This window comes from Anaerotignum faecicola (assembly GCF_003865035.1).
Classification (GTDB): Bacteria; Bacillota; Clostridia; order Lachnospirales; family Anaerotignaceae; genus Anaerotignum_A; species Anaerotignum_A faecicola.
The window spans coordinates 309,956-332,401 of record NZ_BHVZ01000002.1; the positions used below are offsets into that span (position 1 = coordinate 309,956).

The window sequence follows — 22,446 nt, forward strand, 5'->3', positions numbered from 1 at the left end:
CAAAAAAGGAAGTCCTTCGACTTCCTTTTTTCTTTTTATTTATTTCATTACCGCGCCGGTATTTGCGGAGGAAACCAGCTTTGCATATCTGGAAAGCCAGCCTGTTGTTACCTTCGGTGCAGGGGCAACATAAGCCGCTCTTCTTGCCGCGAATTCTTCCTCGCTTACCTGTGCGTTTACCTTATGGTTCGGGATATCGATTTCGATGATATCGCCTTCCTGCAGCAGACCAAAGGTGCCTCCTGCCGCCGCTTCGGGGCTGACATGACCGATGGATGCGCCACGGCTTGCGCCGCTGAAACGCCCGTCTGTAATCAATGCAACGCATTTATCCAGCTTCATCCCTGCCAAAGCACTCGTCGGATTCAGCATTTCACGCATACCGGGACCGCCCTTGGGACCTTCGTATCTGATGACAACAACATCTCCGGGATGGATGCCGCCTGCGTAGATGGTTGCGATGGCATCCTCTTCGCTGTCAAACACACGCGCTGGGCCTGTATGGCACAGCATTTCGGGGTCAACTGCGCTTCTCTTTACCACACAGCCATCCTCTGCGATATTCCCCCACAGAACCGCAATGCCGCCTGTTTCGCTATAGGGGTGATCAATGGGGCGAATCAAATCGTAGTCCTTAACGTATGCACCCTTGATATTTTCGCCCAGCGTTTTGCCTGTTGCTGTCATAGCATCCAAATCCAGCAGACCATTTTTCGCAAGCTCTGCCTGTACCGCAGGGATACCGCCTGCTCTGTTCAGGTCGGAGATATGGGTGGAGCCGGCAGGTGCCAAATGGCACAGGTTGGGTACCTTTGCGGAAATTTCATTGAAGATATCCATATTCAAATCTACACCTGCTTCGTTTGCAATCGCCAGCAGATGCAGTACGCTGTTGGAGGAGCAGCCCAATGCCATATCACAGGCAACTGCATTATAAATGCTTCTGGTGTTGATGATATCTCTTGCCTTGATATCCCTTTCCACCAATTCCATGATTGCCATGCCTGCGTGCTTTGCCAGCTGCATACGTCCACTGGAAACATTGGGCAGTGTGCCATTGCCGGGCAGAGCGATACCAACCGCTTCACACAGACAGTTCATGCTGTTTGCGGTATACATTCCTGCACAGGAGCCACAGCCGGGACAGGTATTGGTTTCATATTCAAACAGCTTTGCATCATCAATTATATTTGCTTTTCTTGCGCCGACTGCCTCGAACATCTTGGACAGGCTGACCTCCTCATTATCCACCAGACCGGGCATCATTGCACCGCCGGAGCAAACCACAGCAGGGATATTCATACGCACTGCCGCCATTACCATACCGGGAACAATTTTATCGCAGTTGGGTACGAGAACCAGACCATCCAGCGCATGCGCCATTGTCATTGTTTCCACGCTGTCCGCAATCAGCTCACGGCTTGCAAGGCTATATTTCATGCCGGCATGCCCCATTGCGATACCATCGCAAACGCCGATGGCAGGAATCATGATGGGTGTGCCGCCCGCCATGCGTACGCCCGCCTTGACGGCTTCTGTAATCTTATCCAAATTGAAATGTCCGGGAACAATTTCGCTGTGTGCGGAAACTACGCCAATCAAAGGTCTGTCCAATTCTTCCTTCGTATATCCCATTGCATAAAACAGGCTTCTTGCAGGTGCTCTCTCTACGCCCTGTGTTACCTGCGCACTTCTCAGTTGTCTCATAAAAGCTCCTCCTTTTTTCCTCCTCTTGCAAGAAAGGCGAGCCTCTATGCTTAGAGACTCGCCGTATCTGTCAAATCTTATTTTTTCAGCCAGCTCATCATTTCTCTCAGTTCCTTGCCTACATGGCACAGCTGATGATCTGCCGCTTTTTTGCGGGATGTCAGGAATTTTGCTTTGCCGCCTGCGTTCATTTCCTGAACGAATGTGCTTGCAAATGTACCATCCTGAATTTCAGCCAGTACCTGCTTCATGCCTTCTCTGGATTCTTTTGTGATGATACGTTTACCTGTTACATAGTCGCCGTATTCTGCTGTATTGGAGATGGAATATCTCATCTTATCGAAGCCGCCTTCGTAGATCAGGTCTACAATCAGCTTCATTTCATGGATACATTCAAAGTATGCCATTTCGGGTTCATAGCCTGCTGCTACCAGTGTTTCAAAGCCTGCTGTCATCAGCTCACAAACACCGCCGCACAGAACTGCCTGTTCCCCAAACAGGTCTGTTTCTGTTTCTTCCTTGAAGGTTGTTTCCAGAATGCCTGCTCTGCCTGCACCGATTGCTGCTGCATAAGCCAGTGCAAATTCTTTTGCCTTGCCGGATTTATCCTGTTCTACTGCAATCAGGCAGGGAACGCCGCTGCCCTGTGTATACAGGCTTCTTACAATATGACCGGGGCCCTTAGGTGCTACCATGGATACATCCAGATAATCTGCGGGCTGAATCTGGCTGTAATGGATGTTGAAGCCATGCGCGAACATCAGTGTGTCGCCTTCCTTCATGTGCTTTGCAATCTGGTTTTTGTAGATAGCGGGAGCCAATTCATCGGGAACCAGCATCATAACTACGTTACCTGCTTCCGCTGCTTCTTCAATACCCAAAACCTTCAGACCTGCTGCTTCTGCCTTTGCAACATGTGCAGAGCCGGGTCTCAGACCTACAACAACATCTACGCCGCTTTCCTTCAGGTTCATAGCATGAGCATGACCCTGGCTGCCGAAGCCGATGATAGCGACTGTTTTGCCGTCCAGCATACCTAAGTTACAATCCTGATCATAATACTTGTTAATCATTTGAATCTCTCCTTTTTTGTCTTATCTTTGGTGTGTATATGTTTAATCCGTATGGATTAAATGTCCTATTAAATTAAATATTAAATGCCTGTCAAGTGCTTTTCTTCGCTGGAATCTCTTGCCATGCCGGTTACGCCTGTACGGGAAACCTCAATGATATCATACTCCTCCAGCATACCCATAAAGCCGTCAATCTTTTTGGGAGAGCCTGTCAGCTCGATAATCATGCTTTCCTTATTCAGACCAACTACCTTGCCGCGGTAAATTTCCGTCATTTCATGCAGGGCAGAGCGTTCCTCCTGTGTTGCTTTAATCTTGACCAGAAGCAACTCTCTGTAAAGGCTGTTGGTATCGGGCAGAACATATGCTTCATTGACATTTTCCAGCTTTTTCATCTGTGCGATAATCTGATACAGCACATTTTCATCATCCCCATTGACCACCAGCGTAATCTTTGTGATGCCGGAAACATTCGTTTCGGATGCGGTAATGGTGCTGATATTAAAGCTTCTGCGGCCAACCAGACTGGAAATGCGTGCAAGTACATTCGGCTGGTTTTCTACCATCAGGCAAATCACAGTTTTATTGACTGCTTTTTTCTCCATAATTGCTTTCATTCCCCTGCACCTCCTTATTCCAGAATCATATCATCTACGGTGCCGCCGTTGGGAATCATAGGCAATACCTTGATTTCTCTGTCGATATCACAGCAAATCCAGACAGGGCCTTTTTCCTGCAAGGCCTGCTTGAATGCTTCCTTGAAGCCTTCCTCTGTATCCACATGGAAGCCCTTGCCGCCAAAGCCCTCGATGACCTTTACGAAATCTGTCTTTCTTTCGGGTGTTGTGGATGAATAGCGTCTGCCATAGAAGGCTGTCTGCCACTGATACACCATCCCCAGAACCTGATTATTCAGGATGACAGTGATGATTGGCATTTCCTCGCTGACTGCTGTGCAAGCCTCATTCAAATTCATGTGGAAGGAGGCATCTCCTGTAAAATGAACCACTCTCTTTTTCGGAAAAGCCGCCTGTGCGCCGATGGCTGCGCCATAGCCATAGCCCATCGTTCCCAGACCGCCGCTGGAAAGAAAATGTCTTGTTTCCTTATGCTTGATGTACTGTGCCGCCCACATCTGATGCTGACCGACATCGGTAACAAAGATTGTGTCCTTATCCACCATATCGCAGACATCCCGAATCAATCTGACGGGATGCAGTCCTTCGCCGCGATAGGCAACCTTTTCCTGCTCCTTCTGCCATTCTGCAATTTTTCCGCGCCATGCAGGATGCTCTCTCTTTTCGAGCAGGGGCAGCAGTCTTTCCATAAAATCCTTGACATCGCCTACGATATACTGATCTACGGGTACGTTTTTATTGACCTCACAGGGGTCGATATCTACCTGAATTTTTACTGCTTCAGGGGAAAATTTTTCAATATTCAGAGCAACACGATCGCTGAATCTGGTTCCCAGTGCGAGCACCAGATCTGCATGGAAAAGCGCCTCATTCGCTGTGACACTGCCATGCATCCCAATCATGCCGAGGGCTCTTTCATCATCATAAGGCACCAGACCTGCCGCCATCATGGTATGTGCCGCAGGAATATCCGATGTTTCCATCAGTGCATGCAGCTCCTTTTCCACCTGACGCGCCGCAGCGCCGCCGCCGCAATAAATAACGGGACATTCTGCCCTGTTGATTGCATCCGCAACCTCCTGCAGCTCTGCATCTGTTGCCTTGGGCATTTCCTTTAAGGGAAGGGGTCTTTCTGGCACATAATCCACCAGTGCCGCCGTTACGTCTTTTGTTACATCCACAAGCACAGGTCCCTTGCGACCGCTCTGGGCAATGCGAAATGCCTGTCTCAGGGCATTTGCCAAATCCTCAATACGGTTTACAAAAAAATTGTGCTTCGTAATTGGCATCGTAATGCCGGTAATATATACTTCCTGAAACGCATCTCTGCCAATCAGGTCATTTGTCACATTGCTGGTAATGGCAACCATGGGAACGCTGTCCATGTAAGCTGTTGCAATCCCGGTTACCAGATTTGTTGCACCGGGGCCGCTTGTTGCGAAAACAACGCCCGTTTTGCCTGTTGCTCTGGCATAGCCGTCCGCCGCATGAGACGCGCCCTGTTCATGGGCTGTTAAGATGTGCTTGATACGATCCTGATATTCATACAGCGCATCATATACATTCAGTGCTGCGCCGCCGGGATACCCGAAAACCGTATCCACGCCGTGTTCCAACAGAACCTCCAGAATCAGTTGGGCACCTGTTTTTTTCATACGTGGTCCCTCCTCATTTGAAACTCATTAAACTCTTTTTATCTTTTGTATGTTGTAAATAAGAATGATGTATCATTCATTATACCCCTTATCTGTATCCTGTCAATTCAGAAAAAGCGAAGGCAAACGATAATCCATCTGTACAAAAATTGATACAAAAAATCCCATTATGTATACATGCAGGTAAATTCATACAAAAAAATCACCACAAGAACCAGCTACATTTTCTATTTTTCATCATTTCACCCATACTGAAATACATTTGTACGCACAGGCAGAAAATTGTGTAAATTCTTGTATAAAAACCTTGTGCGACTTGAAATTTCTTTTGCGCAGAGTGTTTGCTTTGCATACAGTTTACTGCATCCGAAATTATACTGCTTTATTCCCATAATGCGTCCATCTTTTTTGCTATCTGAGATTTTCTTTTTTCCGTTGCCGCTGTATCCTTTTTCCAGATGCCGTCCGTATCCGGAAAAACAACATCTCCCTCCCGAATGTCTGCGGCAAGTGCCTGCTTCGGGACATCCCTTGTCTGATTTTCTTCCAGAAGAACCGCATAGTCCCCCTCAAATCGATCTACGATAATAAGCATCTTCTTCCGCTCCTTTTTCTCTCCTTCTATGGCTTGCTCCGGCTTGTTTATGGCTTGCAGGTGCCGCAGGGCGTATAGCCAAGGGAAATGGCTTCCTCTCTATCCTCAAGATAAATACGGTTTTCCTCATCCGGCAAGGAGGCACAGCTTTCCAGATGAAATTTCTTCGATTTCTTGTTCGCGATATAAACAACCTCCTCCGCAGGGGTGTTGTTTCTTGCCGCATCTGCATAAACCTCTGTGCCGCTGACGCTGTTGCAGTTGAAGGCAATATTTTTCCCGTCTGTGGTGCAGACAATATTCCCCTGCAAATCGGTACGGTAAATCTCTGCACCAATGCTTTGCAGCCGCTGCAGGGCTTCTTCCTCCGGATGATGATAGCTGTTGCCTACGCCGACGCTGATGACGGCATATTTCGGCTTTACCGCCTGCAAAAATGCCTGACTGCTTGAGGTGCTGCTGCCATGATGCCCAACCTTCAGCACATCCGCCTGCAAATCGTAGTCAGCCTGCAAAATATCCTTTTCCGCCGTTTCCTCTGCATCCCCCGTGAAAAGGAAGGCAGTCTCGCCTGCGTTTACCTTCAACACAATGGAATTATTGTTGAAATCCTTATATTCCCTCTGTGGGCCGAGCACCTCAATTTCCAGACCGTTGAAATCAATCGTATCCCCGGGGCTGGGCGATTTGATTTTCAGCCCCTTATTCGCAACGGCATCCAATACATCCTCAAAGGTTTTACTGGTGTGCATGATTTTCGGCATATAAACCGCGTCCACATCAAAATGATTGATAATAGCATCCAGTGAGCCGATATGATCCTCATGCGGGTGCGTCCCCACAACAGCATCCAGCTTTTCTACCCCCTGCCCCTCTAAATAGGAAAGAATCGTGTCGGCATCGCCGTTATTCCCCCCATCAATCACCATATAATGCCCATTTGTGCTTAATAGGGCGCAGTCCGCCTGCCCGACATTCAGAAAATCCACCCGCAGGAGAACATCCTCCGTCTGAATGGTATCGACCGCCATGCCATGCTGTGTTGCCTCCGAAACCGAACAGCCCGTCAGCGCAAAGAGCATACTGAACAGCAATAAAATTTCCTTAAATCCTTTTCGTTTCATCTTCTTCTCTCCCTTCTTTTCCCCATTTTACCATCCCCAAAGGCGAACACAACATTAAAATTTTTTCTGCACAAAAAATGACCTCCAAAAGCCAGATTCCTTCATCTGCCCTTTCGAGGTCATTTTCATTTTTTAAAATTTATTTTTTTACGGAATTTCTTATTTTTTCGCCTGATTCATGCGCTCCAAGGCATCATTCGCCGCATTCTGCTCCGCTTCCTTCTTGCTTTTGCCACTGCCCTTGCCCAGCACTGCGCCGTCGTGCGTGACCTCTGCCACAAAAACCTTATTGTGATCGGGGCCATGCTCATCCACAATGGCATATTTCAAAGGCACCTTACTGTTTTTTTGAATAACCTCCTGCAAATGTGTTTTGCAGTCCAAGTTGCGGAAGTTGCTTTTGGTGCTTTCAATGCGTTCTTCCATGAAACCCATGATATATTTCGTCACGGCTTCCATGCCGCCATCCATGCAGATGGCCCCGATAATCGCCTCAAAGGCATCCGCCAGAATGGAATCTCTGCTTCTGCCGCCGGTGCTTTCTTCCCCCTTGCCAAGCAGCAAGCAGCGTCCCACACCAAGCTTTCTGGAAAGCTCCGCCAAGGAGCCTTCGCAGACCACCGCCGCGCGCAGCTTTGTCAGCTCGCCCTCCGGCATCTTCGGGAAATGGCGATACATATATTCGCTCACAACCATATCCAGCACCGCATCCCCCAGAAATTCCAGACGCTCGTTGTTTTCATGGCTGCCTTTTTTCGTTTCGTTGGCATAGGAGCTGTGTGTCAAGGCCAGAATCAGCAGATTTTTATCCGAAAACGTATATGCAATTTTCCGTTCAAATTCTTCCAGATTCAGATGGTTCATATTTATTCTTCTTCCTTTGCCGCAACCAGCTCTGCAATATAATCCAATACATCGCCAACCAGTTTGATGCTTTCTGCTCTATCATTATCAAATTCGATGTCAAATTTTTCTTCCAATGCAACAATAATCTGGAACAGCTCCAGAGAGTCTGCATTCAGATCTGCAAATGCTGTTTCAGCAGAAAGGCTGTCTACGGGTACGCCCAGCTGCTCCGCAATTACGCCCAGTGCTAAAGATTCATCCATGTTCATTACCTCCAATGTTCTCTTTTTTTACCTTCCTACTATACTCTATTTCCCTGTTTTTGTCAGCAGGAAATTATGAAAATTCACAAAAATTTAAGAATATAGGAGTACGTCTCTGCGGTAAATTTCTCAGATTTTATCCTTGATTTTGCCGATGATATCCGCTTCGGCAAACAGCACGCACTGCCGCACCGCATTCTTAAATGCCTTGGCATTTGAACTGCCATGCGCCTTTACCACCAGAGATTTCAGACCGATAAAGGGTGCGCCGCCGATTTCATCGGAATCCATGAATTTCTTCATATTTTTAAATGGCGTTTTCAAAATCAGCGCGCCTACCTTGTAAAAGCCCTGCATGATTTCACCCTTCAGGATTTCAAAAATCGTCTTTGCCAGACCCTCGGAAAGCTTCAGAATCGTATTGCCGACAAAGCCATCACAGACAATGACATCCGCCTCACCATAGGGAATGTTTCTCGGCTCAATGTTTCCTGTAAAATGAATGGTGTCCGTCTGTTCCAGAAGCTCGTAGGTTTCCTTTGTCAGTGCGTTGCCCTTTTCCTTTTCCGCGCCGATATTCACCAATGCCACCTTCGGATTTTTGATACCGAAAACATTTTCTACATAGACAGAGCCCATCTTCGCAAACTGTTCCAGATATTTGGGCTTGCAATCCACATTTGCGCCGCTGTCCAGCAGGAAGGTAAAGCCTGTTTTTGTCGGCAGGCAGGTTCCCAGAGCAGGACGCTCTACGCCGGGCAAGCGCCCGACAATCAAAAGTGCGCCTGTCAGCAATGCGCCTGTGCTGCCCGCGGAAACGATTGCATCCGCTTCGCCGTTTTTCACCAGATTCAGCGCAACCACCAGAGAGGAATCCTTTTTGCGGCGAATCGCCATCGTAGGGGATTCATCCGTACCGATGACCTCGGAGGCGTGTACGATTTCAATTCGTTCCTTATCATATTGATATTTTGCCAGTTCCGCGTGAAGCTGCTCCGCAGGACCGACCAGCTTAATATTTACATCCAGTTCCTTCACTGCATCCACTGCACCCTTGACGGTTTCCAGGGGCGCATAATCGCCGCCCATTGCGTCCAGTGCTACTGTAATTCTTTTTCCCATATTTTTTCCACCCTTCTGTGGTTTTTTATACATATTTTTCAGTATACCTATTTCAGCAGAAAAAAACAATCTTTTTTCACAATAACAAAAGGGCGGTCAAAGACCGCCCTCAATCAAAATCGAATTAGTCAACTTTGATGATTGTTTTCTTGTTGTAAGCACCGCAAGCCTTGCATACCTGATGAGGAACCATCAGTTCGCCGCATTTGCTGCATTTTACCAGATTGGGTGTTGCAATTTTCCAGCTCTGTGCTTTTCTCTTGTCTCTTTTGGATTTAGACACTCTACCTTTGGGTACAGCCATTTCTACACCTCCTCGTCATCACTGAAAAGAGCCCTCAAACTTTCGAACCTAGGATCTCTAATTGTACGGTCGCATCCGCAATCGCCTTCATTCAAATCCTTGCCGCAGACAGGACAGAGCCCCTTGCAGTCCTCCCTACAAAGCACTTTCATAGGAAGTTCTCCAATGATACCTCTTTTCACAAAATCCGCAAGATCGATCTGATCTCCCGTAAAAGTTTCTGTCTCTTCGTTTTCTCTGCCTGTATGAGCAAAACGTTCCTTAATTTCGAAGCAAAGCTCTTTTCTGACCGGTGCAAGGCAACAGCTGCATTCCATCAGCACTGCCGTTTCACCCTTTGCATCCAGAACGAAAACATCGTCCTCATTTTTAAGAGTTCCCTCAATTTTTACAGGCTCTGCAAATTCCACGACATCGGGATAATCCTTCGCATCATCAATCTGTTCTACCAGCTCTACAGGAAGGGTTGCCCCGTTTCTATTGAACAAATATCCCATTTCGATAATCATGAAATCACCCCTAAATAGTCATACCATAGTATTATACTAAAGCGAATCTTATTTGTCAAGCAATTCCTTTGTATCTCTTGCGATAACCAGTTCTTCGTTTGTAGGGATAACAAATACTCTTACTCTGGAATCTGTAGCAGAAATTTCCAGTGCTTTGCCTCTCAGAGAGTTATTGTAGGAGTCAATATGAACACCCAGGAAGCCCAGATAATCACAAATTGCTCTTCTGGTTGTGCCGGAGTTTTCACCCAGACCTGCTGTGAATACGATTGCGTCAACGCCGTTCATAGCTGCTGCATAAGCGCCGATTCTCTTAGCTACTTTGTAAGCGAATACGTCCAGAGCTGTTTCTGCTCTGTCATTGCCGTGTTCTGCTGCTTCTTCGATATCACGGAAGTCGGAGGATACGCCGGAGATACCCAGTACGCCGGATTTCTTGTTCAGGATATTATCCATTTCGTCTACGGTCAGGTTTTCCTTCTTCATGATATAGGTTACAGCTGCAACGTCAACGTCACCTGCTCTTGTACCCATTACCAGACCCTCCAGAGGTGTGAAGCCCATGGTAGTATCAATGGATTTACCGTTTCTTACTGCACAAACGGAACCGCCGTTGCCCAGATGGCAAGTGATTGTCTTTGTCTGGTCATAGGGTCTGTCCATCATTTTTGCAGCTTCTTCGGATACGAATCTATGGGATGTACCGTGGAAGCCATATCTTCTTACTTTATATTTTTCATAGTATTCGTAAGGCAGAGCGTACATATAAGCTCTTTCGGGCATTGTCTGATGGAAAGCTGTATCGAATACTGCTACCTGAGGTACGCCGGGCATGATTTCTTCGCAAGCATGGATACCGATCAGGTTTGCGGGGTTGTGCAGAGGTGCCAGATCGCAGCATTTTTCGATTGCTTCGATAACCTCGGGTGTAATGATTACGGAGTTTGCGAAATATTCACCGCCGTGTACTACACGATGACCAACTGCGTTGATTTCCTTCATGGATTTCACAACACCGTATTCGGGGTTTGTCAGTGCATCCAGAACCATTTTAACGGATACGCTGTGGTTTTCCTGATAATCATCGAAGATAACGGCTTCTTTGCCGGCAGGCTGATGTTTCAGTCTGGAGCCTTCGATACCGATTCTTTCACACAAGCCTTTTGCCAGTACGTTTTCTGTTTCCATGTCGATCAGCTGATACTTCAGGGAAGAGCTGCCGCAGTTCAGTACAAGAATTTTCATTTTTTTCTCTCCTTTGATCTCTACCTTTATTCTTAAAAACCGTGGGACGCTGTCCCACACCCTGCTAGGGGAATGATTCCCCTAGAACCCCCAGTTGCAACACCATGTACATGGTATTGCGGTATCGGGTGCAGGGGCTGAGCTCCTGCTGGGGGTATTGGGGGTAAAGCCCCCAAGGTCTTTTTATTTGTTAGCCATTACCTGTGCCTGTACGCTTGTCAGAGCAACAACTGCAACGATATCGTTTGCGGAGCAGCCTCTGGACAGGTCGTTTACGGGCTTTGCAATCCCCTGCAGGATAGGACCGAAGGCTTCTGCATTACCGAATCTCTGTACCAGCTTATAGCCGATGTTACCTGCATCAATATCGGGGAATACCAGAACGTTTGCCTTACCTGCAACTGTGCTGTTGGGAGCCTTCAGTTCGCCAACCTCCTTCACGATAGCAGCATCCAGCTGAATTTCGCCATCCAGCTTCAGTTCGGGATATTTTTCCTTCGCAATCTTCACTGCATCTACAACCTTTGTTACATCAGCATGCTTTGCGGAACCCATTGTGGAGTGGCTCAGCATAGCAACTCTTGCTTCCTTGCCGATGAAAGCATTGTAGGATTTTGCGGAATCGCCTGCGATGCAAGCCAGCTCTGCGGGGTTGGGGTTCTGGTTCAGCGCACAGTCAGCGAACAGCAGGATACCGTCATCGCCATACTGAGGTGTCTTTGTAACCATGATGAAGAAAGAGGATACCAGCTCTGTGCCGGGTGCAGTTTTCAGAATCTGCAGCGCGGGTCTCAGTGTATCTGCTGTGGAATGGATTGCGCCGGAAACCATACCGTCTGCAACACCCATCTTAACCAGCATAACTGCAACAAACAGGGAATCATCCATCAGGATTTTTCTTGCTTCTTCCAGTGTCATGCCTTTGCTCTTTCTTGCTTCTGCAAGGCCTGCAACCATTTCGTCCATTCTGTCGTAGGTTTCGGGGTCTACGAAAATTGCCTTGGAAACATCAAAGGAGCCGGCAGCCTCCATGATTTTATCCTTCTTACCAATCAGAACGATATCTGCCAGTTCTTCCTTCAGGCATTCAGCCGCTGCCTCCAGGTTTCTTTTTTCATAGGACTCGGGCAGAACGATTACCTTCTTGTCTGCCTTTGCTTTTGCTTTCATTGTGCTTAAAAAGTCCACAGGTATTACCTCCTATTTTTTATAAAATATTTTTTTACTTTTTCTTTTATCGAGCAGTCCGATTCTTTCAAACGGACATACCAAACTACTTTATTATAAACAAAACAATCCCTGTATACAAGGGTCTGCCGCCAAAAAATCATATTTTTTTGAAAAATTCCCTCTGTTTTTCCCGTCAGAAAACCTCAGGAAATCCTTCTGCCACAGATTTTGCAGGAAAACTGTCCCGGCTGCAGCTGCGCGCCGCAATGCGGACAGGCAGACGGACTTCCGTCCTTATGACCGGAAAACATGCTGCTGATATCCATCTGAAATGCCTTCCCTCTGAGCCCTCGGTACAGATTAAAGCCGCCCAAAAGAACCAGAAGCACCGGCAGTAAAGCCGCATAGCCTTTTCGTTTCGCAGGTCTTGCACTATGTGCGTCATACCATCCGCTTTTGATGCCTTCTGTGACAAGCATCAGCATTGCAATCCCAACCACAATCAAAAGCACCGAAATTACGATATTCCTTACAGAAACTCTTTTTCCGCCATCCATAAGCAAGTCCCCTTCCAAAAAAAGCTTTTTCTCAGCCTTCTGCGTGCATTTCATCCACTACGGGAAACTCCATAAAGAAGGTTGTTCCCATATATTCGCGGCTTTCGATACGGATACTGCCGCCAAGAGAGGCCACCGCCGCATTCACCACATCCAGACCGACCCCTCTGCCGGAAAACAGCGTCGCGCTTGCCTTTGTGGTGAAGCCGGGGCGCAGCAGAAATGCGTAAATCTCGCTGTCCTCATATTCGCTTTCAGGCTTTTTCAGAAGTCCTTTTTCCTTCGCCTTCTGCAAAATCTGGTCGCGGTTCAGACCACGCCCATCATCGCGGAATGCAACAAAAACCTTCTGCGCCGCCTTGCTGATTTCCACAGAAATCTCCCCGACAGGGGTTTTCCCCATCTGCTCGCGGTCTGCCTTGGATTCCAGACCATGATCCATGCTGTTTTTCATCATCTGCAAAACCGCCATGGAAACCTTATCGTAAATATCTCTTGGCACCTCCGTATCCGCGCCGGAAATTTTTACGGTAAACTCCTTTTTTAATTCTCTGCCCATTACCTTTGCCAGCCGATCCATCTGCGGCAGAAGTGCCTCAAAATTCGTATAGGGAATCCGCTTTTTCCCCTTTCTGGTATAGGCAATCTGATAGCTTGGGCCCTCCGGCTCATTTTCACTGTCCACATGGGAAAGGAAATTCTTAATGCGGCGCACCACCGCCCATCCGAAATCCGTTACCTCGTCATCCGTTTCCAGACGGCGCAGCTCCCGCTTCAAAAAGCCGGAAACCATCCGCAAAAGCTGCAAAATCGTCTGCAAATCCTTCTGCGCCGGCGCGGATTCCTCTCGCAGGTAGGAAAATAAATCCTCCGCCGCGTGCGCTGTTTCGGAAATGGCAGGATAGCCCATCATTGCCGCAGAGCCCTTGATGCTGTGCATCGTGCGGTATAGGCTGTTGACCTCCTCCGCCGTCACCTCAAATTCCTCTGTATTTGCCTTGAATTCAATAAATCCATCAATTTTATCTACATTTTTCCACGCTTCCTCCAGAAAAAGCTCCTGCAGGAAATCCGGATTTTCAACAAACCGCTCCACCTAATCATCCTCTTATCATAAAAGAATTCTCATCCTGTTTTTGATTTTACCCCTACGCATGGAGACGCAGAAACAAGAAATCCCATTTCTCCGCCCATGTTATCACAAGTATAGACCTAAATTGAGAAAATTGCCATACGATTTTTTTAAAAAAACAGAAAAAATATGGTATACTTTATTTTAATCAGAAATTGAACATCAGAAAGGAGACTTTCTTATGAAAACCCTTGGTATCATTACCGAATATAACCCCTTTCATCAGGGGCATGCCTATATGCTGGAGCGAGCAAAACGAAAGGCCGATGCCGACCGCGTGGTTGTCATCATGAGCGGCAGCTTTGTGCAGCGGGGGGAGCCTGCCATTTTCGATAAATGGACAAGAACCGCCGCCGCGCTGAAAAACGGCGCAGATTTAGTATTGGAGCTGCCTGTGCTTTTTGCCGCAGCCAATGCGGAAACCTTTGCCAGAGGGGCAGTGCGCCTGCTGACAGAAAGCGGCATTGTGGATACGCTTGCCTTTGGCTCCGAAAACGGCAACCTGCAAGAGCTGCAGGAGGCGGCGAAAATTCTTGCAAACGAAACAGAGGAATTTCAACGGCTATTAAAGGAGCTGCTCAGCGAGGGGCTTTCCTATCCTGCCGCGCGCGCAAAGGTTCTGGAAACGCTTTCGCAGATTAACAGCGCCATCCTTTCCAAACCAAATGACATTTTAGGCTTGGAATATCTCAAGGCGTTGGACTATTATTCCTCTCCCATTGCACCGCTGACCATCCGCCGCAAGGGCGATTACAACAGCCTTTCTCTTTCAAGCGGCTATGCGTCCGCAAGCGCAGTGCGGAAGGCTTTGACAGAGGAAAACAGCACCGAAGCCATGCTGCATCTGCCCGAAAATACGCATGACCTCTATAATAAAGCACTTTCCATCGGCACAGCACCCGTTTTCTGGGATACACTCATGCCTGCCCTGCATTATAAGCTGCGCACCACCTCGATTGAGGAGCTGAAGGAGATTGCAGAGGTGACAGAGGGTCTGGAAAATCGGATTCTCCATTCCATTGACAGCTGCTATTCCTTTGAGGAAATGATGGATTTCATCAAAACAAAGCGCTACACACGCACGAAAATTCAGCGTATCCTGCTTCATATTCTTCTGGATATCAAGGAATCCGAGGTTTCGTATTTCCTCAATCTGCCGAAAATGCCCTATGTGCGTGTATTGGGCTTTCAGAAGGATCATTCCGATATTCTCGCAGATTTAACGGAGCAGGCAAAATGTCCCGTTCTGACAAATCTGAAAAAAGCCCCTGCGCTTCTGAATGAGGATGGGCTTGCCATGCTTGCTCTGGAAAAAACAGCGACCGATTTGCACGCTCTGGCATACCCCAACCCGATTTATCGCGCGCCAAATCAGGATTTCACAAAGCCCCTTGTCATTCTCTGACCGGCAGCGGCATAAAATAGAATCAAACAGGAAAAGCCGAAGAATTCAGATTTCCTCGGCTTTTTTTATTTTATGGGAGGGATTGCATGAAAAAGGGGACTTTGCTGTTGGGCGGCTGTGCCTGCTTTCTGATTTTTGCCCTGCTTTGCTTTCCAGAAGAAATGCTTGCCGCTTCCGCGGAAGGGGTGCAGCTCTGGCTGACGAAGGTATTCCCCTCCTTGTTTCCGTTTCTGGTTGCCTGCGGTATCCTGCTGCGCATTGGTGCGGCGCAGCGGATGGGCGCGGCTCTGCGCCCTCTGATGCAGCCCTTGTTTCACCTGCCTGGCATTGCCGCCTTCCCCTTCTTTTTCGGACTTCTTTCCGGATACCCCATGGGAGCAAAGCTGACCGCGCAGCTTTATGAGCAAAGGCAGCTTTCCCTCGCCGATGCACAGCAGCTTCTTGCCTTTTCCAACTGCCCCGGGCCCTTGTTTCTGATTGGCACGGTTGGCGTTGGCTTTTTCGGCATGCCTGCCTTTGGGTATCTGCTCTGGCTCTCCGCTTTTCTCGGCGCAGTCGCCACAGGTATTCTCTTTCGCAGAAAAAAATCCGTTGCACCCCTCCCTTCCGCTTCTGCTTCCCCCTATCAACCTCTGACGGAGGTGCTTTCCGCTTCTGTTGCAGATGCACTCCGCACCATTTTGCTAATTGGAGGGTATCTCATTTTGTTTGCGGTGCTTTCCGCGGCAATGGAGCAGGCAGGGCTATTTTCTCTGCTCGCCCGTCTGCTGTTTTTTCTGCCGCTTTCCACGGAAACACTGCGCGGCCTTTGCAGCGGTATTCTGGAAATGACAAACGGAGCGCATCTCCTAAGCCTCTCCCCCGATAGTCTGCGTCTGCGGCTGACGCTGGTCGCATTTCTCGTTTCCTTCGGCGGTCTTTCCATTCTGGGACAGACCTTCGGCGTGCTTGCCGCCATGCCCATATCAAAAAAAGACTACCTCAAAGGGAAATGCACAAATGCCCTTTTCAGCAGTCTTTCTTTCTTTTTGCTCTATCCGTTTTTTTATCCATACGCACAAAAAGAAGTTCCTGCGTTTTTTTCGCTCACAGAAACCTCTTTTACGCTCTCTTTTCTCTGGCTTTTGCCAAGCCTGTTTTTCCTCGCGGTGCTTTGCTATGCAATTTTTGACAGAGGATAAGGGAAATCACTTGCCCATACGCAGCTCCTGAATATTTTCCGCCAGAACATCCAGTGTCTGTGCGAAGTAATCATCTGTCTTGATGCTTTCGCTGTAAACAACGGATTTCAGCTCCTTCAGCTTGCCTTCCGCATCCGCCAGCACGCTTTCCGCATATTCCATTGCGCCCAAACGCATATCCTTGGAAGTCTTCTTTGCAGAATCAATGATTGCCGCCGCCTGTTCATAAGCCTTCTTTGTTACTTCGTTTTCATCCACAAGGCGCACCATACGGTCTTCCGCATTCTTTACGATTTCATCCGCTTCTCTCTGCGCATCAATCAGGATTTTATTTCTTTCCTCGATAACCCATTTGGACTGCTTCAGCTCATTGGGCAGCTTCATGCGGATTTCGCTGATAATATCATAAATTTCCTCTTTATTTACAGTAACCTTACTGCTGAACGGCACAGCCTTGCTGCTGTCCATAACATCTTCCAATTCATCTAATAACTGCAATACAGAATCCATTCTATCTCCCTCACTTCTGATATTTTTCTATAATAAAAGGTTTAATTTCAGCGGGTACCATAAAGCTGATATCTCCGCCAAACACAGCAACTTCCTTCACATTCGTGGAGCTTAGAGCAAGATGCTCCTCATCCGCCGCCAGATAAACCGTTTCGATTTTATCATACAGCTTGCGATTGATAAGAAACATGGGATATTCCGCGGAAAAATCCAGTGTGTTACGCAGCCCTCTGACTGCGATATTCGCGCCGATTTCCTTTGCAAAATCCACCAGAAGCCCCTGAAAGGAAGCGACCTCTACGTTTTCAATATGCTTTGTTGCCAATTCCAGATGATGCTTTCTCTCCTCTACCGTGAAAAGAGATTTTTTGTTGGGATTTTCCAACACTGCCACCACAAGACAGTCAAATAAATTTGCGGCTCTTTCAATGATATCCATGTGCCCTAAGGTAACAGGATCAAAGCTGCCTGCATAAATTGCTTTTTTCATACGTTTTCTTCCTCCGCGCACAGGAACGTCAGGGTTGTTGTCTTATACACCTTTTCACGCAAAATTTTCATACCCTTCGGAATTGTGAGCGCAATCTGCGAGGAGCCTTCTGCAATGAGATACCCCTCCGCCTTTAACAAACCAGTTTCCGCAATTCTTTCCAGTACGGACGTATACAGCCCCGCTTCATAGGGCGGATCCATGAAAATAATGTCGAATTTCTTTCCTTCCGCCGCAAGCCTGTCCAACGCAGAAAGCACATCCGTTTGCAAAAGCCTTGCTCTTTCCTGCAGCTTGGTATGCACAAGGTTTGCCTGAATAACCTTCTGACATTCTGCCGCATTTTCCACAAAAACAGCCTCCGCCGCTCCTCTGGAAAGTGCCTCAATCCCAATCGCACCGCTGCCGGAAAATAAATCCAGAAAGCTTGCCTCGGGCAAATCGAACGCTATGATATTAAAGAGGGTTTCCTTTATTCTGTCCGTCGTCGGTCTGGTTGCCAGCCCTTCGATGGTTTGCAGATTATGACCCTTTGCTGCTCCTGCGATGACACGCATACTGTCTGCACCACCCAAAAAACCTGATTTTACATGATATCGTTTAGAGTATAGCAAAAAAATTTTCAGTTGACAACCAAAAAGAGAAAAAACACAGAAAAACTCACATTTCCAGACGTTTTCCGTCCAAATATCCCGCGATTCTCACTTTCAGGGGCTGATGCTCCATCTGCTCCAGATTCCTGTCCTTCCGCAAAAGCTCTGCCGCTGCTGCCTGCGCCTCCTTCAGAATCGGCAAATCCCGACAGAGGTCTGCAATCTTCAGCTCCGGCAGACCATGCTGACGGATGCCGAAAAATTCCCCCGGTCCGCGCAGCTTTAAGTCCTTCTCGGAAATGACAAAGCCATCCTCCGATTCCGTCATGGTTTTCATGCGCTCCTTCGCGACCTTTGTTTTTGTATCGCTCACCAGAATACAGTACGATTTTTCCGCACCACGCCCAACGCGCCCGCGCAGCTGATGCAGCTGTGCCAAGCCGAACCGCTCCGCATTTTCAATCAGCATAATGGTTGCATTCGGCACATTGATGCCAACCTCAACGACTGTTGTGGATACAAGAACATCAATCTCCCCTGCCGCAAAGCTGTCCATGATTGTCTGCTTTTCCTTCGCCTTCATTTTTCCATGCACACAGGCAACGCGGCAATGCGGCAGTTCCTCTGTCAGCTCCGCGGTATACTCCAGAACGGACTGCACCTCTAATTTCTCATTTTCCTCAATCATCGGGCAGATGACATACGCCTGTCTGCCTGCCGCAACGTGCTTTTCGATAAAGGCATAAATCCGCGGATGATATCTGCTGTCTACCGCCGAGGTATCAATTTTCTGTCTGCCGGGCGGCAGCTCATCAATAATAGAAATATCCAAATCGCCATATAGAATCAGTGCCAGGGTGCGTGGAATCGGCGTTGCCGTCATGACAAGGGTATGCACATTTTCGCCCTTTTCCGCCAAGGTGCTTCTCTGGCGTACACCAAAGCGATGCTGTTCATCCGTAATCGCCAGACCTAATTTTTGAAATTCGACTCCCTTTTGAATCACGGCATGGGTGCCAATCACCATCTGCGCCGTACCATCAGCGACCTGCGCCAGACGTTCCCGTTTTTCCTTCGCCGTCAGGCTGCCCGTCAGCAAAACAACCGTAATCCCTGCCGGCTCCAGCAGATCACGGAAGGATGCCGCATGCTGCCTTGCCAGAACCTCTGTCGGTGCCATCATTGCCGCCTGATAGCCATTCTGTATTGTCCAATACGCCGCAAGCAACGCCACCGCCGTTTTGCCGCTGCCGACATCCCCCTGCACCAGACGGTTCATGATTTTGCCCGAGGTCATGTCCTGCACGATTTCCGCAAGAACGCGCTTCTGCGCATCTGTCAGGGCAAAGGGAAGAAGCGTTTCACCATCCTGCAAGGCTTTTTTCTTTTTCAGCCGAATCCCTTCGCCCCTCTCCTCAAGCGTGCTTTTCAGCTGATAAAGTGCCGTCTGCAACAAAAACAGCTCCTCAAAAACAAGCCTTTTCCTTGCATCATAAAAGCCCTGCTCCGTTTTGGGAAAATGGATGTTTTCTATTGCAAAATTGCGCTCCGCCAGATGGTATTCCTTTCTCAGCCAGAGGGGCAGCTCCTCCTGCATGCCGCCGCTCATTTCCTTCAAGGCCTCCTCCATCAGATTGCGGAGCATTTTCTGCGAAAGCCCCTCCACGGAAGGATAAACCGGAAGGATGCGCCCCCCTGCGAAATTCTCCCCAATCCGCTCACACTCAGGGGAAACCACCTCTGTTCTGCCGTATTTTTTTTGCAGTCTGCCGGAAAAAAGATACCATTCGCCGATTTTCAGACTGCTTTTCATGTAGGGCTGATTATACCACAGCACCCCAACCGCGCCCGTTTCATCGTAGACCTTCATTCTGGTATACACAAGCCTGCCGTGGCGGCTGTTTTGTCCCTCCTCCTTTATCTGCGCCAGAAAGGTTGCAGGTTCATCCGGCGGCAGGTCTGCAATTTTCAGTATTTCGCTTCTGTCCTTGTATTCTCTGGGGTAATGCGTCAGCAAATCCTCCACTGTCACAATGCCCAGCCTATGCAGCCTTTTTTCTCTCTGCTCGCCAACGCCCTTGAGCACGGAAACCGCATCCTGTCCTCGCATGAGACACACCTCCCTTCTTTTTTCCGCAAAGATTTCTACAAAGAAACAGGGAGATTTCATCTAAGAATCTCCCCATTTTGTTTTGTTATTTTTATTCAATAGAAATAATGTAGTAATACAAAGGCTGCCCGCCGTCCTGCACCTCTACCTCGCAATCGGGGAATTCTTCCTCGATAAAGGCAGACAATTCCTTCGCGTCCTCCTCTGCTGTGTCCGCACCGTAATAAATGCTGACAACCTCGCTTTCCTCTGTGATGGCATTGCGCAAAAGCTCCTTCGTGCCCTCCATCACATCCTCTGCGACTACCTCGATTTCATCATTCAGCATCCCAAGGATATTACCTTCCTTGATTTGCTTATCACCGATGGAGGTATCTCTGACCGCAAAGGTTACGGTTGCGGTATCCACCTGCTGAATGGCATCCTTCATTGCCGCTTCCATTTCATCGGGGTCTGCGTCATGCTCATAGCAGAACATCGCGCTAATCCCTTCGGGAACGGAACGGGAAGGAATGACATGCAGCTTTTTCTCCTCGCTCAGCTTTGCCGCCTGCTCTGCCGCCAAAATGATGTTTTTATTATTCGGCAGAATAAAGATATGCTCTGCATTGATTTTATCCACCGCATTGAGGATATCCTCTGTGCTGGGGTTCATGGTCTGTCCGCCCTCAATGACCTCATCCACACCAAGGTTTTTGAAAATCTTCGTCAGCCCCTCGCCTGCGGAAATAGAAACAAAGCCGACATCCTTCTTAGGCTGCTCCGCCTTGGGTGCTTCTACCTTGGGTGCTTCTGCGCTGAAATTGATTTTATTTGTATGCTGTTCTCTCATGTTATCAATCTTCAGGCCACTCAGACTGCCGATGGTCAATGCTTTTTCAATCGCCAAGCCGGGATGGTCTGTATGCACATGAATCTTAATGATATCATCATCCGCAACGCAAACAATGGAATCCCCAATTGTGCCAAGATATGCTTTCAGTGCTGTTGTCACGCCTTCATCCGCATGGTCTACGTTGATGAAAAACTCTGTGCAGTACCCAAAGGTAATGCTTTCATTTTCCACAGAAGCCAAGGATGCAAAATTCATTTCGGGTGCCGCTGTGTTTTGGTTCTCCTGCAACACAACGGGCAAATCGCCGCCCATCTGCTTGAGTGCGCCCTCCAGAATATACAGCAGACCTCTGCCGCCTGCATCCACAACGCCTGCCTGCTTCAACACAGGGAGCATTTCGGGTGTCTGCGCCAGAACCTTGTGTCCGTCCTCGATAATGCCCTTCAGGAATACCTCGATTTCGTCTGTTTCCTCTGCCAGCCTTACCGCAGCCTCCGCACAGCCTCTTGCAACTGTCAGAATCGTACCTTCCTTCGGCTTCATCACTGCCTTATATGCTGTTTTCACTGCCTGCTCTGCCGCCGCAGCCAGCTCCTGCACACCTGCTTCCTCCATGCCCTCCAATGCCTTTGCAAAGCCACGGAAGATCTGAGAAGTAATTACGCCGGAGTTCCCTCTTGCGCCTCTCAGGGCTCCGCCGGATGCCGCCTTTGCGATATCCGCCACCTGTAAGGAGCCGTTTTTCTCTGCTTCTCTTGCCGCCGCCATAACGGTCAGAGACATATTTGTGCCGGTATCCCCATCTGGTACGGGGAATACATTCATTGCGTCTACCAGCTGTTTATTTGATGCCAATTCATTCGCACCGGCAATTATCATTCTGCCTAAGCGAACACCGTTCAATTTCGTTGTACTGCTCACCAATAGTTCCTCCTCTTGCTCAGTTGTCGACCCTTACGCCGTCAACAAAAATATTTACATCCTCAACCTCAACCCCTGTAAATTCTTCCACGGAATATTTCACAGTGCTGATGATATTATCTGCAATGGCGGAAATATTGGTACCATATTCCACAATAATATGCAAATCAATACTTACCTTATTTGCATCAATGCGCATTTTGATTCCCTTTGTCAGGCTTTCCAGCTTCAAAAGCTGCACCAAGCCATCCTTCACATTTTTTGCAGCCATGCCGACAATGCCGTAACATTCAATCGCCGCATAGCCTGCAATCCTTGCAATCACTTCGCGATCAATACTGATAACGCCATATTCGTTTTCTAACTTTGCTGCCATACTGATCAGCCTCCTATTCTAAAAACCTTCGGCTATTTTTTTACAGATGTATAGATGTTAATAGTATACCATTGTATATGCAATT

At 48.1% G+C, this 22,446-nt stretch carries 23 protein-coding genes; 2 read left to right on the top strand and 21 right to left on the bottom strand.

Annotated elements, in window-relative coordinates:
• Positions 1 to 39: 39 nt before the first annotated feature.
• The 15 genes from ilvD to EJE48_RS07345 all read right to left on the bottom strand — a co-directional run bounded on the left by ilvD (position 40) and on the right by EJE48_RS07345 (position 13,904).
• Entirely contained in the window at positions 40 to 1,698 is a 1,659-nt protein-coding gene (gene ilvD / locus EJE48_RS07275; RefSeq protein ID WP_243107986.1) for a dihydroxy-acid dehydratase, read from the bottom strand.
• 86 nt (positions 1,699 to 1,784) lie between these two features.
• Entirely contained in the window at positions 1,785 to 2,780 is a 996-nt protein-coding gene (gene ilvC / locus EJE48_RS07280; protein WP_118579669.1) for a ketol-acid reductoisomerase, read from the bottom strand.
• A gap of 80 nt (positions 2,781 to 2,860) precedes the next feature.
• A complete protein-coding gene (gene ilvN, locus EJE48_RS07285; protein ID WP_016408280.1) occupies positions 2,861 to 3,397 on the bottom strand; it encodes an acetolactate synthase small subunit in 537 nt (178 codons plus the stop codon).
• A gap of 14 nt (positions 3,398 to 3,411) precedes the next feature.
• On the bottom strand, positions 3,412 to 5,073 hold the full coding sequence (gene ilvB / locus EJE48_RS07290) for a biosynthetic-type acetolactate synthase large subunit (protein WP_124984449.1): 1,662 nt from the start codon (positions 5,071 to 5,073) through the stop codon (positions 3,412 to 3,414).
• A gap of 382 nt (positions 5,074 to 5,455) precedes the next feature.
• Entirely contained in the window at positions 5,456 to 5,668 is a 213-nt protein-coding gene (locus tag EJE48_RS07295; protein ID WP_118579675.1) for a DUF3006 domain-containing protein, read from the bottom strand.
• 47 nt (positions 5,669 to 5,715) lie between these two features.
• On the bottom strand, positions 5,716 to 6,792 hold the full coding sequence (locus EJE48_RS07300) for a ComEC/Rec2 family competence protein (protein ID WP_118579678.1): 1,077 nt from the start codon (positions 6,790 to 6,792) through the stop codon (positions 5,716 to 5,718).
• 159 nt (positions 6,793 to 6,951) lie between these two features.
• On the bottom strand, positions 6,952 to 7,656 hold the full coding sequence (gene rnc / locus EJE48_RS07305; protein WP_118579681.1) for a ribonuclease III: 705 nt from the start codon (positions 7,654 to 7,656) through the stop codon (positions 6,952 to 6,954).
• Between the two features lie 2 nt (positions 7,657 to 7,658).
• Positions 7,659 to 7,901 (bottom strand): acyl carrier protein, encoded by a 243-nt coding sequence (locus EJE48_RS07310; RefSeq protein ID WP_016408275.1) that lies wholly within the window; start codon positions 7,899 to 7,901, stop codon positions 7,659 to 7,661.
• 129 nt (positions 7,902 to 8,030) lie between these two features.
• Positions 8,031 to 9,023, bottom strand: a complete 993-nt coding sequence (plsX, locus tag EJE48_RS07315) for a phosphate acyltransferase PlsX (RefSeq protein ID WP_118579684.1) — start codon at positions 9,021 to 9,023, stop codon at positions 8,031 to 8,033.
• 124 nt (positions 9,024 to 9,147) lie between these two features.
• Positions 9,148 to 9,327 (bottom strand): 50S ribosomal protein L32, encoded by a 180-nt coding sequence (gene rpmF / locus EJE48_RS07320; RefSeq protein ID WP_016408273.1) that lies wholly within the window; start codon positions 9,325 to 9,327, stop codon positions 9,148 to 9,150.
• 2 nt (positions 9,328 to 9,329) lie between these two features.
• Positions 9,330 to 9,836 carry a YceD family protein gene (locus tag EJE48_RS07325; RefSeq protein ID WP_016408272.1) on the bottom strand — a complete coding sequence of 169 codons (507 nt, stop codon included), beginning with the start codon at positions 9,834 to 9,836 and terminating at the stop codon, positions 9,330 to 9,332.
• Between the two features lie 48 nt (positions 9,837 to 9,884).
• Positions 9,885 to 11,081 (bottom strand): acetate/propionate family kinase, encoded by a 1,197-nt coding sequence (locus EJE48_RS07330; RefSeq protein ID WP_016408271.1) that lies wholly within the window; start codon positions 11,079 to 11,081, stop codon positions 9,885 to 9,887.
• 183 nt (positions 11,082 to 11,264) lie between these two features.
• Positions 11,265 to 12,269 carry a phosphate acetyltransferase gene (gene pta / locus EJE48_RS07335; RefSeq protein ID WP_124984450.1) on the bottom strand — a complete coding sequence of 335 codons (1,005 nt, stop codon included), beginning with the start codon at positions 12,267 to 12,269 and terminating at the stop codon, positions 11,265 to 11,267.
• A gap of 185 nt (positions 12,270 to 12,454) precedes the next feature.
• Positions 12,455 to 12,808, bottom strand: coding sequence for a zinc ribbon domain-containing protein (locus EJE48_RS07340; RefSeq protein WP_124984451.1), 354 nt, complete (start codon positions 12,806 to 12,808; stop codon positions 12,455 to 12,457).
• Positions 12,809 to 12,839: 31 nt separating this feature from the next.
• Positions 12,840 to 13,904 carry an ATP-binding protein gene (locus tag EJE48_RS07345; protein WP_124984452.1) on the bottom strand — a complete coding sequence of 355 codons (1,065 nt, stop codon included), beginning with the start codon at positions 13,902 to 13,904 and terminating at the stop codon, positions 12,840 to 12,842.
• Positions 13,905 to 14,121: 217 nt separating this feature from the next.
• Between EJE48_RS07345 and EJE48_RS07350 the strand changes: the two genes are divergently transcribed.
• On the top strand, positions 14,122 to 15,345 hold the full coding sequence (locus EJE48_RS07350; RefSeq protein WP_124984453.1) for a nucleotidyltransferase: 1,224 nt from the start codon (positions 14,122 to 14,124) through the stop codon (positions 15,343 to 15,345).
• Positions 15,346 to 15,431: 86 nt separating this feature from the next.
• Positions 15,432 to 16,526 carry a nucleoside recognition domain-containing protein gene (locus EJE48_RS07355; protein ID WP_124984454.1) on the top strand — a complete coding sequence of 365 codons (1,095 nt, stop codon included), beginning with the start codon at positions 15,432 to 15,434 and terminating at the stop codon, positions 16,524 to 16,526.
• A 6-nt stretch (positions 16,527 to 16,532) separates the two neighbouring features.
• Here EJE48_RS07355 and EJE48_RS07360 read toward each other — a convergent pair whose 3' ends face one another.
• The 6 genes from EJE48_RS07360 to EJE48_RS07385 all read right to left on the bottom strand — a co-directional run bounded on the left by EJE48_RS07360 (position 16,533) and on the right by EJE48_RS07385 (position 22,361).
• On the bottom strand, positions 16,533 to 17,036 hold the full coding sequence (locus EJE48_RS07360) for a hypothetical protein (protein WP_016408265.1): 504 nt from the start codon (positions 17,034 to 17,036) through the stop codon (positions 16,533 to 16,535).
• 10 nt (positions 17,037 to 17,046) lie between these two features.
• Entirely contained in the window at positions 17,047 to 17,526 is a 480-nt protein-coding gene (coaD, locus tag EJE48_RS07365) for a pantetheine-phosphate adenylyltransferase (protein WP_016408264.1), read from the bottom strand.
• Positions 17,523 to 18,083 carry a 16S rRNA (guanine(966)-N(2))-methyltransferase RsmD gene (gene rsmD / locus EJE48_RS07370; protein WP_118579699.1) on the bottom strand — a complete coding sequence of 187 codons (561 nt, stop codon included), beginning with the start codon at positions 18,081 to 18,083 and terminating at the stop codon, positions 17,523 to 17,525. Before rsmD ends, coaD begins: the two co-directional genes overlap by 4 nt.
• A 103-nt stretch (positions 18,084 to 18,186) precedes the next feature.
• Entirely contained in the window at positions 18,187 to 20,229 is a 2,043-nt protein-coding gene (gene recG / locus EJE48_RS07375; protein WP_118580443.1) for an ATP-dependent DNA helicase RecG, read from the bottom strand.
• 91 nt (positions 20,230 to 20,320) lie between these two features.
• Positions 20,321 to 21,943 carry a DAK2 domain-containing protein gene (locus tag EJE48_RS07380; RefSeq protein ID WP_118580446.1) on the bottom strand — a complete coding sequence of 541 codons (1,623 nt, stop codon included), beginning with the start codon at positions 21,941 to 21,943 and terminating at the stop codon, positions 20,321 to 20,323.
• A 61-nt stretch (positions 21,944 to 22,004) separates the two neighbouring features.
• Positions 22,005 to 22,361 (bottom strand): Asp23/Gls24 family envelope stress response protein, encoded by a 357-nt coding sequence (locus EJE48_RS07385; RefSeq protein ID WP_016408260.1) that lies wholly within the window; start codon positions 22,359 to 22,361, stop codon positions 22,005 to 22,007.
• Positions 22,362 to 22,446: the final 85 nt, after the last annotated feature.

What these genes read in the sequence shown, in the direction of transcription:
- EJE48_RS07340 (WP_124984451.1), bottom strand. Translation starts at nt 12,808, where the DNA reads ATGGATGGCGGAAAAAGAGTTTCTGTAAGGAATATCGTAATTTCGGTG.
- EJE48_RS07310 (WP_016408275.1), bottom strand. Translation starts at nt 7,901, where the DNA reads ATGGATGAATCTTTAGCACTGGGCGTAATTGCGGAGCAGCTGGGCGTA.
- ilvB (WP_124984449.1), bottom strand. Translation starts at nt 5,073, where the DNA reads ATGAAAAAAACAGGTGCCCAACTGATTCTGGAGGTTCTGTTGGAACAC.
- ilvC (WP_118579669.1), bottom strand. Translation starts at nt 2,780, where the DNA reads ATGATTAACAAGTATTATGATCAGGATTGTAACTTAGGTATGCTGGAC.
- plsX (WP_118579684.1), bottom strand. Translation starts at nt 9,023, where the DNA reads ATGGGAAAAAGAATTACAGTAGCACTGGACGCAATGGGCGGCGATTAT.
- coaD (WP_016408264.1), bottom strand. Translation starts at nt 17,526, where the DNA reads ATGAAAAAAGCAATTTATGCAGGCAGCTTTGATCCTGTTACCTTAGGG.
- ilvN (WP_016408280.1), bottom strand. Translation starts at nt 3,397, where the DNA reads ATGAAAGCAATTATGGAGAAAAAAGCAGTCAATAAAACTGTGATTTGC.
- EJE48_RS07355 (WP_124984454.1), top strand. Translation starts at nt 15,432, where the DNA reads ATGAAAAAGGGGACTTTGCTGTTGGGCGGCTGTGCCTGCTTTCTGATT.
- EJE48_RS07350 (WP_124984453.1), top strand. Translation starts at nt 14,122, where the DNA reads ATGAAAACCCTTGGTATCATTACCGAATATAACCCCTTTCATCAGGGG.
- rsmD (WP_118579699.1), bottom strand. Translation starts at nt 18,083, where the DNA reads ATGCGTGTCATCGCAGGAGCAGCAAAGGGTCATAATCTGCAAACCATC.
- EJE48_RS07325 (WP_016408272.1), bottom strand. Translation starts at nt 9,836, where the DNA reads ATGATTATCGAAATGGGATATTTGTTCAATAGAAACGGGGCAACCCTT.
- recG (WP_118580443.1), bottom strand. Translation starts at nt 20,229, where the DNA reads ATGCGAGGACAGGATGCGGTTTCCGTGCTCAAGGGCGTTGGCGAGCAG.
- EJE48_RS07380 (WP_118580446.1), bottom strand. Translation starts at nt 21,943, where the DNA reads ATGATAATTGCCGGTGCGAATGAATTGGCATCAAATAAACAGCTGGTA.
- EJE48_RS07385 (WP_016408260.1), bottom strand. Translation starts at nt 22,361, where the DNA reads ATGGCAGCAAAGTTAGAAAACGAATATGGCGTTATCAGTATTGATCGC.
- EJE48_RS07360 (WP_016408265.1), bottom strand. Translation starts at nt 17,036, where the DNA reads ATGGATTCTGTATTGCAGTTATTAGATGAATTGGAAGATGTTATGGAC.
- EJE48_RS07300 (WP_118579678.1), bottom strand. Translation starts at nt 6,792, where the DNA reads ATGAAACGAAAAGGATTTAAGGAAATTTTATTGCTGTTCAGTATGCTC.
- rnc (WP_118579681.1), bottom strand. Translation starts at nt 7,656, where the DNA reads ATGAACCATCTGAATCTGGAAGAATTTGAACGGAAAATTGCATATACG.
- EJE48_RS07330 (WP_016408271.1), bottom strand. Translation starts at nt 11,081, where the DNA reads ATGAAAATTCTTGTACTGAACTGCGGCAGCTCTTCCCTGAAGTATCAG.
- rpmF (WP_016408273.1), bottom strand. Translation starts at nt 9,327, where the DNA reads ATGGCTGTACCCAAAGGTAGAGTGTCTAAATCCAAAAGAGACAAGAGA.
- EJE48_RS07295 (WP_118579675.1), bottom strand. Translation starts at nt 5,668, where the DNA reads ATGCTTATTATCGTAGATCGATTTGAGGGGGACTATGCGGTTCTTCTG.